Source organism: Vibrio sp. D420a (assembly GCF_030248625.1).
In the GTDB taxonomy this organism is placed as follows: domain Bacteria; phylum Pseudomonadota; class Gammaproteobacteria; order Enterobacterales; family Vibrionaceae; genus Vibrio; species Vibrio fortis_A.
Map to the genome: position 1 here is coordinate 76,309 of NZ_JAHGAN010000022.1, position 17,719 is coordinate 94,027.

The 17,719-nt window shown below is 39.8% G+C and carries 12 protein-coding genes; 4 read left to right on the forward strand and 8 right to left on the reverse strand.

Features of this window, described 5'->3' with window-relative positions:
- Nucleotides 1-457: 457 nt before the first annotated feature.
- The 3 genes from KI743_RS14910 (at nt 458) to KI743_RS14920 (ending at nt 5,428) form a co-directional block, all read left to right on the forward strand.
- Nucleotides 458-1,225: a hypothetical protein gene (locus KI743_RS14910; RefSeq protein ID WP_285467030.1), complete on the forward strand. Its 768-nt coding sequence runs from the start codon at nt 458-460 to the stop codon at nt 1,223-1,225.
- Between the two features lie 32 nt (nt 1,226-1,257).
- A complete protein-coding gene (locus tag KI743_RS14915) occupies nt 1,258-2,124 on the forward strand; it encodes a hypothetical protein (protein WP_285467031.1) in 867 nt (288 codons plus the stop codon).
- Nucleotides 2,125-3,118: 994 nt separating this feature from the next.
- Complete coding sequence (locus KI743_RS14920) at nt 3,119-5,428, forward strand: hypothetical protein (protein ID WP_285467033.1); 2,310 nt, start codon at nt 3,119-3,121, stop codon at nt 5,426-5,428.
- A 52-nt stretch (nt 5,429-5,480) separates the two neighbouring features.
- Here the strand turns inward: KI743_RS14920 and KI743_RS14925 are convergent, their stop codons facing one another.
- From KI743_RS14925 to KI743_RS14960, 8 genes are all read right to left on the reverse strand, one after another.
- Nucleotides 5,481-6,059: an AAA family ATPase gene (locus KI743_RS14925; RefSeq protein ID WP_285467034.1), complete on the reverse strand. Its 579-nt coding sequence runs from the start codon at nt 6,057-6,059 to the stop codon at nt 5,481-5,483.
- On the reverse strand, nt 6,047-7,303 hold the full coding sequence (locus KI743_RS14930) for a radical SAM protein (RefSeq protein WP_285467035.1): 1,257 nt from the start codon (nt 7,301-7,303) through the stop codon (nt 6,047-6,049). Before KI743_RS14930 ends, KI743_RS14925 begins: the two co-directional genes overlap by 13 nt.
- Nucleotides 7,304-7,396: 93 nt before the next feature.
- On the reverse strand, nt 7,397-7,717 hold the full coding sequence (locus KI743_RS14935; RefSeq protein ID WP_285467036.1) for a hypothetical protein: 321 nt from the start codon (nt 7,715-7,717) through the stop codon (nt 7,397-7,399).
- Nucleotides 7,718-7,780: 63 nt separating this feature from the next.
- On the reverse strand, nt 7,781-8,365 hold the full coding sequence (locus tag KI743_RS14940) for a hypothetical protein (protein ID WP_285467038.1): 585 nt from the start codon (nt 8,363-8,365) through the stop codon (nt 7,781-7,783).
- Nucleotides 8,352-9,281: a hypothetical protein gene (locus tag KI743_RS14945; protein ID WP_285467039.1), complete on the reverse strand. Its 930-nt coding sequence runs from the start codon at nt 9,279-9,281 to the stop codon at nt 8,352-8,354. Before KI743_RS14945 ends, KI743_RS14940 begins: the two co-directional genes overlap by 14 nt.
- Nucleotides 9,274-11,964, reverse strand: a complete 2,691-nt coding sequence (locus KI743_RS14950) for a CHAT domain-containing protein (protein ID WP_285467041.1) — start codon at nt 11,962-11,964, stop codon at nt 9,274-9,276. The genes KI743_RS14945 and KI743_RS14950 overlap by 8 nt, the downstream gene beginning before the upstream one ends.
- A gap of 550 nt (nt 11,965-12,514) precedes the next feature.
- Nucleotides 12,515-14,329, reverse strand: coding sequence for a recombinase family protein (locus tag KI743_RS14955; protein WP_285467042.1), 1,815 nt, complete (start codon nt 14,327-14,329; stop codon nt 12,515-12,517).
- 185 nt (nt 14,330-14,514) lie between these two features.
- On the reverse strand, nt 14,515-15,711 hold the full coding sequence (locus tag KI743_RS14960; protein WP_285467044.1) for an acetate/propionate family kinase: 1,197 nt from the start codon (nt 15,709-15,711) through the stop codon (nt 14,515-14,517).
- Nucleotides 15,712-16,098: 387 nt separating this feature from the next.
- Here KI743_RS14960 and KI743_RS14965 point away from each other — a divergent pair, with 387 nt between their 5' ends.
- Nucleotides 16,099-17,700 carry a bifunctional diguanylate cyclase/phosphodiesterase gene (locus tag KI743_RS14965; protein ID WP_285467045.1) on the forward strand — a complete coding sequence of 534 codons (1,602 nt, stop codon included), beginning with the start codon at nt 16,099-16,101 and terminating at the stop codon, nt 17,698-17,700.
- The last annotated feature ends 19 nt before the right edge of the window (nt 17,701-17,719 follow it).

Here is a 17,719-nt window from a genome sequence, read left to right on the forward strand (position 1 = left end):
ACTCTAACTTAGATACTTCTATATCTGAAAGTGTTACGAAGACAAATTCAAACTGTGAGATTGTTAGATTATTCACATTTCAACAGCATCACTTTATTCCACGAATAATAACATTTTTAACGTTGAAACTTCGGGCTTTGTATGCGTTGGATAAGGGAACCTATCCAGACAGACTTTTTGAAAGCCTCAAAGGCCTTCGAAGATACCCCTATAGTGAGCAAATCCGTTATGAGTCATCGAAACACCAAACTCTATCACTGACGGAAAACTGTACGTTTGCTCAGTATGACGAAATTATATACAAAAAACTCAATAATTATTAACGAAGCCAAAAATCATGACCAAACACAATTTATGAGATTTAATTTATAAAAACCATCAATATAATTTGTCTTAATCATTGAGCATCTACTAATATGAAACGCTTGTAATAATACGTAAACTATTTGGAGAAGATATGATTTGCACCAAACGAACATTATTAAGCGTCCTCATATTCTCTAATGCTTTCTTTAGTCATGCGTCGCTAGCTTACAACATTGGTAGCTATCCAACATTAAGTACCATTCTAATAAACTCTTCTCATGAACATGCCAATCAGGTTCAGACTGCCATAGAAAAAGGGAAGTTTATAGCTCTTGCTACTGGTAACGAACTCAAGTCACTAAGCCAATTAAATTTTCCTGAGCCTTATTTCTCCCGAGATGAAGCTGTCAATTTGTCTTCCAGCATATTCGTAGATGGCATTAAAGGGGTCGTACGCGAGTTCGCTTGTGCTGAATATCGCTATAGAAACACTTTACCTGAAGCAAACAATTGTAATGGATTCGTTCAGGATGATGACATCAAGGAAAAAATGCCTTTTGTGGATGGTCAATTCGTGACTAACGACATCATGTATACAGTCAGGAGCAATAAGCATGGGTTTAGTTTGGATTTTTCACTTGTAAATAGCAGTTCCTACTCGTTATCAAACATCTTTGGTTCTGTGAGTCAGATGGGAACCTTTTTCGGGAGATTTTTTGATCGTAGAAACCTTGTGCTATCGGTAAGAGTTGACGCGTACAAGTATGAAGGGAAAGGTATACGAGCAACAATGCCACGCAATAGCACACCGCTAATTTATATGATTGTTATTCCAGGCTCTTTAAGTTTATCTAAACAAGGGAGCCAAACTAATGCAGCAAATTATGCAGCACATAATTCATATTTGTTAATCAAGTAATGGTTTTAGTTATATATAAATGGAGCTAGTTAATGAAAAAATTAATATTAATCACGTTTGCGATGATAACCTTAGTAGCTTGTCAATCCACCTCTGAGAAGCAACCTGACGTTAAAATCACAAGTAATCTAAAAAACGCGTTAAACTTTCAAGCATCAATCTCAAAGGAGGTTCCTTTAGAGCAATTTCAGACAGCGGTTCTAGAAAAACTAAAAGAAGAAAATCCCGCTTGGACAGATTCATTTTTTTACTTTGGCGGTCAAAAAAATGGGGCATCATTTTGGCGCTTTTACAAAAGAGCTCTACCTAAAGATACCAACAACATCGCAACGCATACGGTATATACAAGAATCAGCTGGAAATCTGATGAAAACAACCACTATTTTAATATAGTTCAAAACCAATATGAACCGATGTCGGGGTTAGGGTATGGGTTTAAATCACCAGATGCTAAGGTCAAAAGCTTTGATTTTGAAGGCGTTGAAAAAGCCCTTGTAAAGCAATTAGAGTCATTAAAAGATATCTCTATAAACGTAAGTGAAACCAAGAGCTATAGTGGCAATCTTACTTTGAAAAACGATGATGTTACTGCATTCGCAAACATTCAGCGTCTACACAAGAACTCATTCTTAAGCACAAACACAAAAACAGATTCAGAAAAGTCGGGAGCTTTTAACGTTAACGTCGATAATATTGAGTTCAATTTCTCGCTATATCCATACAAGTCAGTATCTAAAGCTAAGTATAACTTCGCAATTCCCTTAAGAAAAACCGTTCACGTGGGTACATATAACATCACTCTTGGCCAACAAGTTAAAGCTAAACCAGCACAATACACCTTTGATTCGACTTTAAACAAAAAAGTCATCCAAAGCGCTCTATCTTCATTTAATAATTAATCCCAGTTGTACCATACATACAATCGGCACCAAGGCCCTCTTTCAGTAAGAGAGAGTGCCTACTTCTATACAACATCTATAGCCATATCTTGTAGCATTACCTGTATCTCCTGCTACCCCAGATAACTAACGATCACCGATATTTCTCTTCCCAAAACTCTATTTTTGGCTAAGGCTCCCCTACGCCAGCCTAAAGTTTCCTCTAGAAGTTCTCACCAAAATAAGAACTTCTAGAGAAAACACCATGAGCGAAGCTCATGAACCAATCGACCTTTCAAAGCATAGCTTTGGTAAAAGCCACTTCTTCTTTTTATATATATAAATAGGAAAAGTGGCTCATTTCGAATAAAAATCAACCTTCCTCATATCAGTTCCTAAAACTCGAACCGCACTTTACGATCCACAACTCACTCTTCTGGTGCTCAGAAATACATCGCTTAACAAGCGATAGATTCAACCTTGAAAAACTCCATCGTATAAGTGACTGATTCAACGAGAATCTTAAAAAAAACTTCTAATTAATTGATTTTATTAACTGTAGTAGTTAGACAACGATCAAGGCGATGTTTATGATTTCCCCAATTAAACGATATGTAATCATGCAAAAACTCAACAGAACCCATAAAAATCATAAAGTATTTAGACTTTTTCGTTGCAACACTGTTAGAGATAAAAGAACACACGGTTTTCTTTTAGATAATTCCACAGTCTCACCAGGGTCTCCTTTTACACCGTGTAGTAAACAACGCCTATTTAACTTAGTCGTTCACTTCAAAACGAAGTTTTGGCTTAGCTCCGACAGAGCTAAAGCGCCTCAATTCAATGTAATGTCCTCGATCATATTCAACAATTTGCACACTGCAAATCAGTTTATCTATCTGCCTCATTACAACCAATAACCAGCTTGCGTGTTCTAACGTCCGTACATTTCGTAATCATTTGGTGGCGTCGGGCAAGCTTTCTCCGAAAATCATAACTATAAGAGAATTACACTATGAAAATTTTATATAAATCAACACCTAACGAACACATTGGTATTAGTAACCTCCAAAAAGCAAAATCATCTATCCTCATATCCAATGGGATACAATACAAGAACCCTGATCGACGAATTGTTGCACCGATGTATGGCAACGAGAATATTTTGGAGTTAGCTAGGTCTTACCAGCAAACAAATATTCGAGACATTGAAATAGTCATTGACTCGAAGAATCATCCTGAACTTTCATCAAAAGTGCTAATAGAAAATATGGAGAAAGATCGGTTTCCAATATTCGATTACGCAACTGGGATCCACTTTGGCAAGCTCAGCGCAATTCAATCACTATTAGAGAGCTACAAACTTTTCAAAAACATTGAAATTGCAGATTCAATTTCAAGAAATCTGATTCAAAAAATGCCGCTTACTTTTGAGACTTCGGAGTCATGTCTATCGAACTACATCGACTCTGACTCGAACGATTATCAGCCGCTACTTGACGCTTTAGATAAGACGAAAGCCAGTTATGAGTCAATGCTAAATCAAGCTACACAAGTGACTGAGTTTGAAAACTTAATAGACGTAGAGACTTTCGAGAATGTCAGTGGCCACTTAAGAGACAATCAGTTTGATACACACGTTTTATTAGGTCATACAGGCACAGGCAAAACAAAACTTGCATTGCAGCCACTTATAAAGTCAGCCAATGAAAGCCAAAAGGTTGTCTACCTCTCTTATCTAATACCATTGGTGAAGCAGTTGTGCGAGTCCGTAGGAGCTATAAATTATAATAATGCCTCACTATTTGAAATTGAAAACGCGGATGCGATGGGTATTGTAGTAAACAGCATCTACAAAGACCATTTAGCTTCCGTCATACTCAATTGCGACGTACTAATCATTGATGAGTTTGAGAAAGTCATGACTAACGTTTGTAGTCACAGCGACACAATGCGAGAAGAAGTATTTGACGTATTGACCCTAGCTATTCAAAGGGCTCCTAAAGTTGTTGTGGCAGACGCTGACGTTACAGATATTACTTTAAGATGGTTGCGTAGGAATCGTCAAAATGTCCAAATCATACGTGCTACACAAAACCCTTACACCAATATCAATGTTACTATTGCAAATAAATTTTCAGCATTTTTCGACACATCGAACGAACTTCAAGATGAGAAAGTCGTCCTTTTTGACTCTCTGAGATCAATGCGCATGACAATGATCGACATGGGATTAATTGATAAGAGTGGCCAAGCTTGTGAAAAAGTTGCCTTGAAGAAAAAAGTCTTAGTATTGACTGGTAATAATAAGAATATGGACGCTCAATCGAAGTTTCTAACATCGCCAACTGAAGAATGCACCAAGTATAAAATGATCATTGCATCACCATGTTTAGCATCTGGTTATTCGTGTGAAGCTGATTATGCAAACAACGTAAACGTTGTTAGTGACCAGGTGTTAGGAATCGATGAGCTCATCAATTTCTCCAGACGCTTCCGTGCTAGTAAAAACATTACGTTTTATTTAACCCTAAATGACCATTTTGATTACACTCTTAATGCTTCATGTACCTCAAACACTGACCGAGAGACCCTTCGGAGTGAGTTTGAGAATAAGAAGAAACTGTTCAATGTAAATCAGCCCCTTAGTATGATGTGGAACCTCAAACGACTTGGATTCAACGTACAGGTTTTGCAAACAACTAAGAATGAACTAGAAGACGGATTTGCGAAATTCAACCTTCTTTCTGCTATGGATCTCAAAGGTAGAATCAAAGCAATTCTGAATGCCAAGGTTATTACACAGTCAGAAGCTGATAGGTTAACCATGAGCAATCAGATCGGTTTTCAAGAAGTAGCAATGCTCAAGAAGTTCGAGATTTTGCGCGATTACCAACTTGAGGAAGTAACTGAAGAAGATATACTTTTCGACGCAGAGTTTCTGAACAAAGCTTTATTCAAACAAATTTGGTGCCTTAGCAGCAAAAACGTTAATAAACAGCTTTTGGAACCAGCTAAATTCATTAAGTCCCAAATTTTTCAAAACCCAGAGTTGCAAAGTAAAAATGGGACGATAGTACTCACACGCCCTCAAGTAAAATCTATTGCACAAGAGATTTTCAACAACTGGGGAGCCTTTGAGCACATACTCAAAGGCGTTAAATTCCAACCAAATTGTTCGCAATGTGCTGCGACAAGGCTCTTCAACGTATTGATGTCGTCATTGGGATACAACTGGCCAAAAGGAGGCTTTAAGGGGGAACCCAAGAAGGTAACAATTTCACTCGACGCCAGGGCTCTAGCCTATAAAAATGGCCTTCTGTGACAGAAACCCGCGAGTGGAAATCGGGCAAAATATACGCCCGATTTTCACCAAGCTACAGATTTTTACACACACTTCTCAATATGTTGTCAACGATACTATTCACGCTCTGCGAAGCATCGACCATGAGCCACTTACCTACGGGTTTCCCATCACACGTACCGATGTAAAGACTGCGTAATCCATCATTTGCCTGTTCTGTCAGTGTCTGCTTGTCTTCACGCGTACAATAGTTTCTGTTGTTAATTCTTGCAATGCGTTCATCCACAGGCAAATCAAGGTAGACTGTGAGATCTGGTGCGAGGAGTTCACTTTCGACCTCATCAAGTGTGTAGCATTGTCCATTGCTCATCCAGTGATGATACACTTGCGTCGACAACCAATAGCGGTCTACCACAACGTTCTGGCCTGAATCTATGAAACGTTGAGCTTCACTTGCTACGTTGAGCACGGTAGCCATATAGAACAACTGCCTCGCTTTGGGATTATGTTCGAACACCGTATCCAGTTGTTTTCGTACTTCTTTAAAACCCGCTCCTGGTGTCGTTAATAACTTCGCATTTAACTTTTCTGCTAAGTGCTTTGACACTGTAGATTTGCCGCTTCCATCAAGACCTTCGATTACGATAAACATGCTGACTCCTCTAGGCTTGTTAGTTTCATGGCTAAATCTCTCATTGCCTTCCACTCATCTTTTGTGAAACTGTCGCTTTCGATAACATGTGGAATCCCCGAGTCGTCGATATAACCTTCCTTGATACCGAATACCTCTTTATCAGCGGCCAATTGCGTGCCTTCTAACAACATCAACGGAAATGCCTTTACATCTGAGACTCCTCTACGCTTAAGAAAATCAACGCTCTCGAAAAAACTTTCGAGCGTTTGCGTCGGTAACCCATAAATTAGACTGACCTCAAAAGACATGTTCTTATCCTGAAGCATGGAGATGGCCGAAGATACTTTCTCAATATTGTTGCGTCGATTGATTACTATAGATTCCGACTTGATGGCAGTCTGTAAACCAAACTCGAGATGAGTATTTAGCTTTGAAAACAACGCTAACAAGCGCTCATTAATGTCCTCAAAACGCACTTGAAAGACGAGTTCTGCTTCTAATCCAATACCAATCGCGTATTCCAATATCTCGTATGATCTGCGTCCTTTTCTAAAGATCGGGTCTAACACATTAATTCGCTTAACTTTTTTCTCTTTGAATAAGTCTAGCTCCTTCTTTATGATCTCCATCGAGAAATCATGTACTTTATTGCCAGCCACATCACGGTGAGCACAAAATGAACACGTATAATAACAACCACGTTGCGTTTCCCAGTGCGCCATTGCCTGGTATTCATCAAGCTCAATCAAACCACTTAAATATGGTGAATGACGTGACGAAAACTCAAACTTGTTGTTTAAAATAAGTTTGCGGATCAATTTGTCCTGCATAAACGCTTCTGGCAAAGTGGCTTCAGCATAGCTGGGCAAGTAGATATCGCCACCAGGATAAAGTGCTTCACAGCTCGACTCATGAACCTGGTATCCCCCAAGAATAATGTTTCCCTTAAAGCCTTTATCCTTAAGTTGCGTTATCAAGGGCTCAATTAGCTCGGTGTTCCATACATAACAACCTAAAGCTAACCCATCAATCTCTTCCAGCTTATGTTGCCCATTGATTCTGTTTGCTATCTCCCCTGCTGACAGGTTAAGTGCCTTATTTTTATTCATATCAATTGACAGGTGCTCAGCAGTAAACTTCTGACCGTAGTCCTTGTGCTGCCTGCACTCGGATAGAAGCACCCCTGCTGCAAAACTAGTAGCACTTTTACCTTTTTGGGTGTAATCAAACGTAACTAGCAGGCATTTTTTATTCTTACTCATAACTAAATCCATAGTCCTAACTATGCGACAACCACAAAGCTATAAAACTCACTTTTTCAAGCTTCGTACTCTCATAACTAATTAATAACACTATTAAAAATGCTTAAACTGTTGCTCATAGCCTTGTCGTCGACAAAGCTTGAAAGTAAGTCGTTTGTTCCCTTTAGATAGGATTAAGCGAAAGCTGCGCCCGATTCTGAATCGAATCAAGGATGGATTAGATTTAATGTTTTTGCCGCCAAGCACAGTAAATGGCGTACCGTTAGCAATTGAGTTCACTACACTCAGTGTTTTTTGACGAGTTGAGTTTGGCAAATCGCGCCAGATTTTTTTGTCAACAAGACAAATACAGTCAGAATTAGAGCTGGTCTGCTCAGGACTGCGTGGTTGATATTTGAATACGATATTTTGCATTTAGACGTACCTTTTTTTGTGTTGGTACGTCTATACGCATAGAAAAATGATTTTTTTCGCTTTTTATTTCAACAAAGGCAACAGAACAATGTAACCCACTGATTTTGATTTATTTAAACTTGCTGTTAGATCATCATTTATCACATCACCATGTATAAATGTGAGCATTACAGCTCCTTCATCAGGTGAAAACTCCCACTTATCATCAGAAGTTATCCAGCCTTCTAAGTCCTCGTATCTATAGTGTATTTGCACCTGTGATTCAGTGTTGAACGACACTGTTTGCTCACCTCGAACCTCAATTAGCTGCTGATTTCCCCACTCAACGGTGAGCAAAAGTTGTTCCTGTACCTTGTCCGTATCATTTAATGATAAAGCTAAAGCACCCAATAGATCATCATCACGCATCAGGGAAACTATTGGAGAATTTATGGACTGTTTAACGAAGCACTTTGCTTGCTGATAATAGCGCACAAAATGTGGCCATTTGGCAGCAAAATAGCAAAACTGATCAAGATGCTCTCTACGCCTAACAGCTTCACTCCAGACTCGTTCACGCTCTGGATCTTTAACCAGTTCCTTCCAGTCATCAGTATTGCTGTTTCGACCTTGAACCATCTCATCCAATGAAAGTTTATCTAGCGGCATTTTCTGCCTCCTTCTTCGTTGGAGATTTGAGCGCGGTGAGCTTATCTTTTAGCTCATCAATATTTGGATAATCTTTGCTCTTAATTTTATACTGATCCAATAGAGTCGTATTTCCTACAGATTTGAACAGTGCTATGCATAAAGAACTTGGTTCATCGCTGTGTACCCTACAAAAGTAGTCAATGATTTTTGTCACAACCGATCTAATTTCACTAGTTGTGTGATGAGACTCCCTCTCGCTTTTCTTCGCAGTGTACTGCGGCTTATTTTCCCCTTTTGTTAAGTATTTGCTCTTGTACAAGTGAAAACCTTGGATTTTCGACTCGATATCAAGGTACACACATAGATACCTAAATGAGGTGTCCACTTTGTATCTCGTAGTGCTTTTGTCAATACATCCCTCAAATTCGAATTCAATGGGAGGCTCTACTTGGCCTAGTTCATCCAACAACTTCTTATTAGCCTGAAACCAAAAATAGACCATATTTGCGGCTACCATCCCACTATAGATTGCAAGGCAATATGAGATTTTATGCAAATCGATTTCAAAGGTAACTACTTCAGCCTGGCTATCAGCTATATCAATCTCTTCATCTATCAATTGCTGAAGCCCAGAAAATGTTTTTCCTGACTTAAGTTTGCACCAGTAACCTATCTGACTGAACAACTTGATATCACGCGGTATACCGTTAGGTAGTTTTTCGTTTTCAAAACCATCAGATAAAAACATATCAATTATCCGAGCTACTGCATTAGCCTGACTACCAAACGTCAAGGATACCTTTCGCTCATCAAATAACTCCAATGCCTCATACAAGACCAACTCAATACGTGATCTATGCTGTTCAAGATACTGCTTGCGACCTTCAACGCTCCAGTCAGTTATTGGGAATAAATCATCAAACACGTCAAACATAATTTATAAATCCAGATTTTAATTTTTGTTTGGCTAAGCTGCTCTTTAGCTGATTTACTTCATCAACCGTGAGATCTACTTTATCTAAATAGACAGCTTGATTTATCTGTTCTGCAATGCCACAAAACCTTAAACCAGCCCAAGAAGAAGGGTGAAGAAATAACCTCTCGGCTCGTTTTAACTCATCCTCATTCCGCGATTCTTTTGTCTTCATTGGCCCCAACAGTCCAGCCAAAGTTTCATTACAACCCAGGGTGTTTAGATATGGCGACAGTCCAAGCTCTCGCATTTTGTTTAGTTCAGCCTTAGCTCCTTGTGAAGCCCACCAGCGTTGGGCTGCGAGTAGAGCTTTTGAAGGTGAATATCCACTATTTAGAAGTTGGTCATAATGAGATTTAATATGAGCTGTAACAATGTCAGGCAACGCCCACAATGAACCGATTGAGCTAACAGCGCCCCACTCTATCATCCGCATATCGAAACCAAATGCTTCATTAACAGGAATAGAAAAGACACTCAAAGGGATATTACTACCGCTTTGACAAGCCCAAAACTCAACGCGCTCCATACCAGCAACCTGATTAACCAGTTCTAAGTCATTCATGTCGAAGTGTTTCGTTTTCAGATAAGGCCTGTTAGGAAGTTCATGTGCACAATGGCCATAATAAGATATGACTTCACTGGTACGAACCACCTCAACAAAATCATCTTTTTGAACATCAGTCATAAGACCTGAAGCGTGTTTGTTCGCTACATTGTGAAAACGTGTTTCACCGCCATTGATGCATCTAGTACCACTGCGCTCACTAAAGTGCGTTACATGGTTACAAAGATATAAAACGGTTGGAAGCCAATTAATTTCATCAACCAATGTATAAAGTTCTTCACCCTCAATTCCAGTAGCAGCCCACGGTATCTGTGATGCAAAAAATGAGGTTAACAAACCAACACGTTTACAGTCATCAGGTAGAATTTTTCTCCAATCGACAAAATCTAATGACCAATGTTCGCCCGCAACAGAGTTTCCTCTAACAAATTCAGAAATTTGGTTTACCAATCCTTCTGACACCTCAACTGAATGCCCTGTGACGACAGGCTCACCATTGACTAATTTACCAACCAGTATCAGCGCATCATTATACCCTGATTCGATATCTACTCTTACAAGAGTCAAGCTATCATTTGAACGTAGTGCTTTCTCAAAATGAGCTATCTCAATACCATAATCACTCTGTCTATGATGAATAAATTTTGGATCAAGTTGGTCTATTAACTGCTCTATTTTCCGAAAATCTTCCAAACAATAGCCTGCTTGCTTATGGATGTACCTAATAGGATCCTTGTCATTTAAGGCATTCAATAGAGCTTCAGGAAATTTATGTGCGTTGTAAAAGACTGTAGATTGGGTTAATTCCTCAATTGTTGATGGCTTTACTCCCCTTTCGTAGCACTCCTGTATCGCTGGTTTGATATCAGATTCACTCACATGTTCAAGCATTAATGCTAGTTCAGCTAGGTTGTAATGAGTTGAACCAATTTGAAGCAATTCATACCATAAAGTAAAACCAAGTTTTTCTGTTGGTACTTGCCAATATTTGTTTGCACTCTCACAGAAACGTAAAGCACTGCAGTTTTCTAGGAACCTTAAGGCACTTAGTGGATCGTCCTCCTTAACTAGCATACGCGCCAGGCCAGAGCATACCCTTTGTGCCAAAGATGCCAAGGAATCTGCTTCAGCGTCAGTTTGGCAAAAGCGGCGGTTGTCCATTAACTCGAACTGTTTTCGTACTAGTGAATTGATACTTTCTCTATTGGGCTTCTCTATAGCTCTAGAAACCATATAAGTGACTTGGATTTCAGGATTCGATATGTCTGCTACTGGGTTAATTCCTATCAAAGTTGAAGGCTCCAGCTCAAATGAAGGAGCAATTTCCAATATCAGATCGCAGATCTCTTGGTACTCATTGAAATTTGAAAAGTACATCAACCTCGCAAAACTAATCCCTAAAGCTTGCAACGGCGGCATCACCTCCATGAACTGGGGTAAATTGTGAGCATGATAAGTCAAATAAAGTTGTGCCGACTTAGCTTGGTATCCACACGCCATTTCGCTACGTCCTTGATCAATGAGGACACTAGCTAGGTTGAAGTAAATTATAGATAATTGGCCGTCTTTTATGACACATGGAATGTTACTGTTTTTCACTATCTCTGCCGCCTTAAAGTGCAACGATTTTGCCTTTGTAAGGCAGTCAACGTCCTTTTCTGGCCACAGGTATTCATGGGACGCTCTTCGATAGACTGCAGCTAACTGTGAGAGGCTTGAGGCATGCTTATCAGGATATTTTTGTCTTTGATGTGAGTCTATCGCACGATTTAGATACTGAATCGCTTTCTTCAGATTGACGTAAGTTCCGCCAGGTAAATGGGTATGATATGAAAAATACAATACCCCCAAATCGTGGCAAGTTGATGCTTTTGCTAATGGGTTTGTTGACGTTAACTTCAGAGCTTTGAGCATCAACCTTTCGGCCTCTACAAGCGATGCTTTATCCTTCATGCCTATAAGCTTTTTGGCTTTTTCAGTGCTCGCTATACTATTGTTCTTTAATCTTTTTTGCTTTTTTGACTCATACTCCGCTAAATATTCGAAAGCGGCAATTTCTTTAGCCGTCAGGTTCATTACTTACTTCCTAAATCTTCGATGTACTAACTACATAAGACCACAGTGAGTTTAGAGCACGATAATGGAAGTCAGTTATTGAATATAGATTTATGTATCAAGCACTTAAAGTACATCACAGAAAAAGCGGTACTCCTGCCCTCGTTCTTTTACTTTCGACTCCCAGTGTACTTAGTTGGATCAACAAAGCTTTACAACCTGGGGGTAACGAGGATTCCATCAGTAATGCCTATTATTGATAGTTCAAACAGCAAATGAACAACAAAAATGACAGCGTTCAAATGCTAAATCTTTTGAAAACAATGCACTATAAAATTACGATGCTGTAATCGCTTTCGCTAGATTCGACGCACTTAAAAATTAATTACTATGTGGCTACCTCTAAGTATTCAATAGTATCAACAATCTTTAAGGTAATGGCAGATGAAGCCGATCAAGGATGAGAGGATGAGAGGATGAGATCTGAATTAATACACGTAATCTCCAAATATACATTTTTCACATTTACTTCTAATAATTGGTGCTCATTCCCCCAAAGCACCCATTAGTATTATATTACTCGGCCTTCCAATGGTAATTGTGCCGCTTTTGCTATATCCCCCCATTTTGGCAGATCTGATTTGACGGCTTGTTGTAGTTCAAAGTAATACCGTATCACCTGTCGTATATCTTTTGTCATCGGTGGCTTTACATCACTAATCTCAGCCAATTTTTGATGATTAGAAGCAACTTTGGAAAGCGAAAGGGCACGCTTCACACCAACGCCACTTGAGGTGTTTTCTCTCGTAAAGAAATCGGTAAGAACCGCCTCATTTTCATAAAGCTCACCTTTAAAACCGAAATGCACTTCACCAATTGAGTCTGCTTTAAACTTTACTCTTACGAATTTTGGACTGTCTTCGCAATCGTCTGACGCGATGATGTAGTCAACAAAGTTACGAACAAACTGATTGTATTTTTCTCGATCTTTCATTTCTTCGAGTTTTAGCTCGCTTACAACAGATAAATCATAATCTTGTTTGACAGTAACAAGCTGCTCATACCTTTTACGATTATCATCAATCTTATCGAAAATTGACTTCAATTTTTCTCTAAAAGTAGATTGAATTCGGACATCATCTTCCTTCAAAAACTGATTATTTACTATCTCAGCTTGTTCCTCTAGATCCGAGATTGTCGCCTCTAATGTGTTGATTTCCTTCTCAAGCTCAACAAAACTATCACTGTTGATCTTTGCGTAATCTAGGCCTGAAAGTGCTTGTATCAAGCGTTCTTCCAACACATCGTAGTGCAGTGCTCTTTGATTACAGCCCCTACCATCAATTTGTTTTCTACAACGAATCTTTGTCTTTCCGCGATTTGGTTTGAAATAACTCATAGCTGAACCACATGTCGGACAGTAAAGCATATTACTAAATAGATTCTTATATGCTCCTGTTTGTCGTCCACCATTTCGTTTAAAAGACTTTTTAAGTCGTAAAAACGTATCACCATCGATAACCGCTGGATAGTAGTTCTTTTCTACAAGTCCGATTGGCAGTTTTTGGATGGTTCCATTCTCATTTCTGACATGCTCAACTCTTTGAAACGAACCAATCAACTGCTCCATTTTCAGATATTTTTCAACTAATTTTACTTGCCAAGGTTTACCATTAAAGTTGAGAATACCTTCTTCATTTAATGACTTAGCGATCCTCAAACACCCTATTCCACTGAGCTTCATTTCTATCATGCGCCTCAAAACTTTTGTGTGCCCAGGTATCAGAACAAATTCTGTTCTATCATGAGATAGTTCCATCCAAGCAGGGCAAATAGAAGTTCGTTTCTCCCCTCCATTCTTCTCCAGTTTTCTTTTATGCTCGAATCTAGCTCTAATGCGCTTGGATTTCTGATCACTTTCCAAGTGAGCGAGATGAAATGCTGCTGTTAAGAGAAGATCATGTTCGAGTTTAGTATTTTCATTGTGGTAGATGATGATACCGAATTTGACGATAGCAACATCGATACCATACGTTTTGAACATACCGAATAACTTACGCGCTTCATCCGCAGGTAAACGGCTAATTCTATCAATAGCCTCAACGACTAGTAATGAGCCTCTAACTATATCTCCATTCTTAGCAGCCTCAATAAAGGCCCCTAGCCCCGCATTTGCTTCTGTATTTAGCCCTTTATAGGCTGACAGCCCTCTGTCGGTAATCAAATTATCTTCGACTACGTATGTATGCCGCCCGCTACTTCGGTTACTAGCATTTTCCATTTCTACAAACTTCGTTGCAGACTCAACTTGCCTACGTAATCCATCCCCTTTCGTTTGTGTTCCCTTACTTACCCTCGAGTAAATATATGCTTTTCTTATTTCCATACTTGTTCCTAAATCTCATGCTATACAATAGGCACTTAATATATCGATTAGACGGTATAGCACCAACCAGTTCAGATGATTTTTGTGGGTGAGTTATCTTTTATAAGTAATGGTAAATATATGTTTTTAATGACAAAAAAAGGCCAACCCTTTAAAAGGATTGGCCTTAAATCATTGAATATAAATCAATCTAGGAGTGCAACCGACTGCTTTACTATAACCAACTCTTCATTGGTTGGGATAACCATAGCGACTGCGTCCAGAAGCTCAGACTTCGCGATAACACCTGCTGCGCCAAAGCGTGCATCTTCGTTACCCTTCTCGTCTTCAACAAAACCTAGAAGTTTTAGGTTTGCTAGGATTTCACGACGGATTGGTAGAGAGTTCTCACCGATACCACCTGTAAAGATAACTGCATCTAGGCTGCTTAATGGGATCATGTAAGAGCCGATGTATTTTGCAACACGGTAAGTGAAGACTTCAAATGCTAGCTTAGCACCCTCGTGACCGTTCTCCATCGCTTCTAGGATGCCACGTGCATCAGAAGTTAGGCCAGAAACACCAAGGAAACCAGATTTCTTGTTCAGCGTTTCGAATACTTTTTCAGTCGTCCAACCTTTCTTAATTAGGAACTCGATAACACCTGGGTCTAGGTCACCAGAACGTGTACCCATCATTAGGCCCGCTAGTGGCGTGAAGCCCATAGATGTATCAACTGATTTGCCGTTTTCGATTGCACATACTGACGCACCGTTGCCTAGGTGAACAGAGATGAAGCTCGCTTCTTCAACTGGCTTGTTCAGCATTTTTGCAGCTTCACGGCTCACGAAGTAGTGGCTTGTGCCGTGGAAGCCGTAACGACGGATACCGTACTCTTTGTAAAGCTCACCAGAAATTGCACCTGTAAATGCTTTTTGAGGCATTGTTTGGTGGAACGCTGTGTCAAATACAGCGAACTGAGGAAGATGCGGGAAAGCTTGCATAGAAGCTTCAATACCTTTTGCACCTGCTGGGTTGTGCAGTGGAGCTAGGTCAGACAGGCTTTCGATCTCAGCCAGTACTTCATCGTTGATACGAACCGTAGAAGTAAATTTCTCGCCACCGTGAACGATGCGGTGACCAACAGCAACAAGATCGCTAGAGAAACCAAGTGTTTCCATCAGTGCAACGATACGAGTGATTGCATGTTGATGGTGGTTGTCAGGAGCACTAATCGCTTCTTCAACTTTCTCACCATTGTGTTTCCAACTAATTACTGCTTCTGGAAGGCCAAAACACTCGCCTAAGCCACTAACAACTGCATCACCTGTTACTGAATCGATAACAGCGAATTTAAGAGAAGAACTACCTGAGTTAATAACCAGAACAAACGAATTAGACATTGGATATGGATCCTGTTTCAGTACGAATTTGATGAAGCTTTTACTTCAATTTTAGTTAAGCCCATTATTCAATAATTTTTGAATCTTTCAACTTTTGTTTTGAGTATTTAACTAAATTAGCACAAATTAGTTGATCCTAGTCATCAGTTGATTTCTTTTACGCCTGAAAATTAAAAAATAGTTGAATTCAACCAGATGTATATATCTATAAATTATAGACTTTGCGCTCAAAAAATTTTTGTCTCTTATTGATATTTTCAATCTAAATCGACCATTAATCCACCAGATGGATGTACAATATATGTACTCGATGTAACACATGGTCTACAATTAAATTACAGAACAAAAAACCGTATAAATAAAATAACGCTACAAGGAACGTTACTCTTGTCTATTTTTGCTGCTGCATTGGTCTCCCTAGGCATCATAATTCTAGGTGTCGGATTAGTCTTTGCGCATAAGATCTGTCAGATCACCGAAAAAAGAGGCTGGAAACTGTTGTCTGGCCTGATTGTCGGTTTTGTTATCGGCTACAGCCTATTTCTAGACGCTCTTTTGGTACTCGATGATATTGATTCGCTGGTCGTTGGCGTTTCTCTTATCCTGTTTTTCGGCAGTATCTTTGTAGTTACGGTCTTACGATTTGGCCTAGCTTCGATTACTGAGCTTAATCAAAAGGCTATTGAGGAGCACTACAACGCTCGTCATGACCTTCTTACTGGTTTACCAAATAGAAGCTACTGCCTACAAGAAATGTCTAGTCGCATTGAGCAAGGCAAGCCTTTTACTGTTTTAATGTTTGATGTCGTAAACTTCAAACAGGTCAATGATGCACTTGGCCACCACTGTGGCGATCAGCTTCTTTTCCAACTGGGGCAACGAATATGTAAGCTGACTAAATCTGATGAACTGCTCACCCGCTTGGGAGGCGATGAGTTTGTTGTCATTACTAATCGTAACTCTCAATTCGAACTTAACCAGCTTGTCAGCTACATTGAACTTGCTTTAAAAGAGCTATTTATCGTCGAGCAGTTTGAGGTATCAACCAGCGTAGTGTTTGGATCTAGCCGTTACCCGAGCGATGCGAAAGATACGACCCAGCTGCTGAACTTTGCTGACATCAGTATGTATCAAGCAAAGAGCCAAGGTTTAAGCCTAGTCTCTTATCAACCTGCAATGATAGAAGGCGCGAAACACAACCTCTCTATCGCAAGCCAGATACAGCACGCGTTAGACGACGGTCAGTTCAAGCTCTACTACCAACCGATTGTATGTCCGCACTCAGAACGCGTTGTCGAGTTTGAAGCGCTGATTCGATGGCAGACCGAAACCGGTGAGTTTATCTCCCCTGCTCAATTTATTCCTATTGCCGAGCAAAGTAACAAGATCACTGACATTACGCTTTGGGTCATCAAACAAGTATTTGAGGATCTCGAACGCTTTCATGCTCAGAACATAGCAGCGCCTATACACGTAAACTTGTCCGCAAAAGACATTATTGGCGGTAAAGTATTTAAATTGCTTGCTCAGGCATCCGCCGCCAACCCAAATATCACAAGAAGCATCGTGATAGAGATTACAGAAACCGCGGCCATTCGAGATATCCCAAACAGCCAATCGCGTTTAGAGCGCATCAAACAGCTCGGTTATCGTATTAGTTTGGATGATTTCGGAACAGGCTACTCTTCACTGGCTCGATTAAGTGAACTGCCTATTGATCAGATCAAGATCGACCGTAGTTTTATTCAAGATATTATCGATAACACCAAGAACAGAACCATCGTCGAAACCTCGATTGATTTAGCGCATGGATTAAAATTTGATGTCGTTGTCGAAGGAGTAGAAAACAGAGAGACGCTTGAAGCATTGATGGCAATGAAATGTGACCTGATTCAAGGCTACCTCTATAGCGCACCAAAACCGTTACCAAGCATTATTACCTGGACGCAGCAATTCCATTCAAGCGATAAGCTTCCTCTTGTTTACTAGCGAGATGCGAGATGCGAGA

Excerpts from the sequence above, each read along its gene's own strand:
- KI743_RS14910 (WP_285467030.1), top strand. The coding sequence starts at position 458 with ATGATTTGCACCAAACGAACATTATTAAGCGTCCTCATATTCTCTAAT.
- KI743_RS14915 (WP_285467031.1), top strand. The coding sequence starts at position 1,258 with ATGAAAAAATTAATATTAATCACGTTTGCGATGATAACCTTAGTAGCT.
- KI743_RS14920 (WP_285467033.1), top strand. The coding sequence starts at position 3,119 with ATGAAAATTTTATATAAATCAACACCTAACGAACACATTGGTATTAGT.
- KI743_RS14925 (WP_285467034.1), bottom strand. The coding sequence starts at position 6,059 with ATGTTTATCGTAATCGAAGGTCTTGATGGAAGCGGCAAATCTACAGTG.
- KI743_RS14930 (WP_285467035.1), bottom strand. The coding sequence starts at position 7,303 with ATGAGTAAGAATAAAAAATGCCTGCTAGTTACGTTTGATTACACCCAA.
- KI743_RS14935 (WP_285467036.1), bottom strand. The coding sequence starts at position 7,717 with ATGCAAAATATCGTATTCAAATATCAACCACGCAGTCCTGAGCAGACC.
- KI743_RS14940 (WP_285467038.1), bottom strand. The coding sequence starts at position 8,365 with ATGCCGCTAGATAAACTTTCATTGGATGAGATGGTTCAAGGTCGAAAC.
- KI743_RS14945 (WP_285467039.1), bottom strand. The coding sequence starts at position 9,281 with ATGTTTGACGTGTTTGATGATTTATTCCCAATAACTGACTGGAGCGTT.
- KI743_RS14950 (WP_285467041.1), bottom strand. The coding sequence starts at position 11,964 with ATGAACCTGACGGCTAAAGAAATTGCCGCTTTCGAATATTTAGCGGAG.
- KI743_RS14955 (WP_285467042.1), bottom strand. The coding sequence starts at position 14,329 with ATGGAAATAAGAAAAGCATATATTTACTCGAGGGTAAGTAAGGGAACA.
- KI743_RS14960 (WP_285467044.1), bottom strand. The coding sequence starts at position 15,711 with ATGTCTAATTCGTTTGTTCTGGTTATTAACTCAGGTAGTTCTTCTCTT.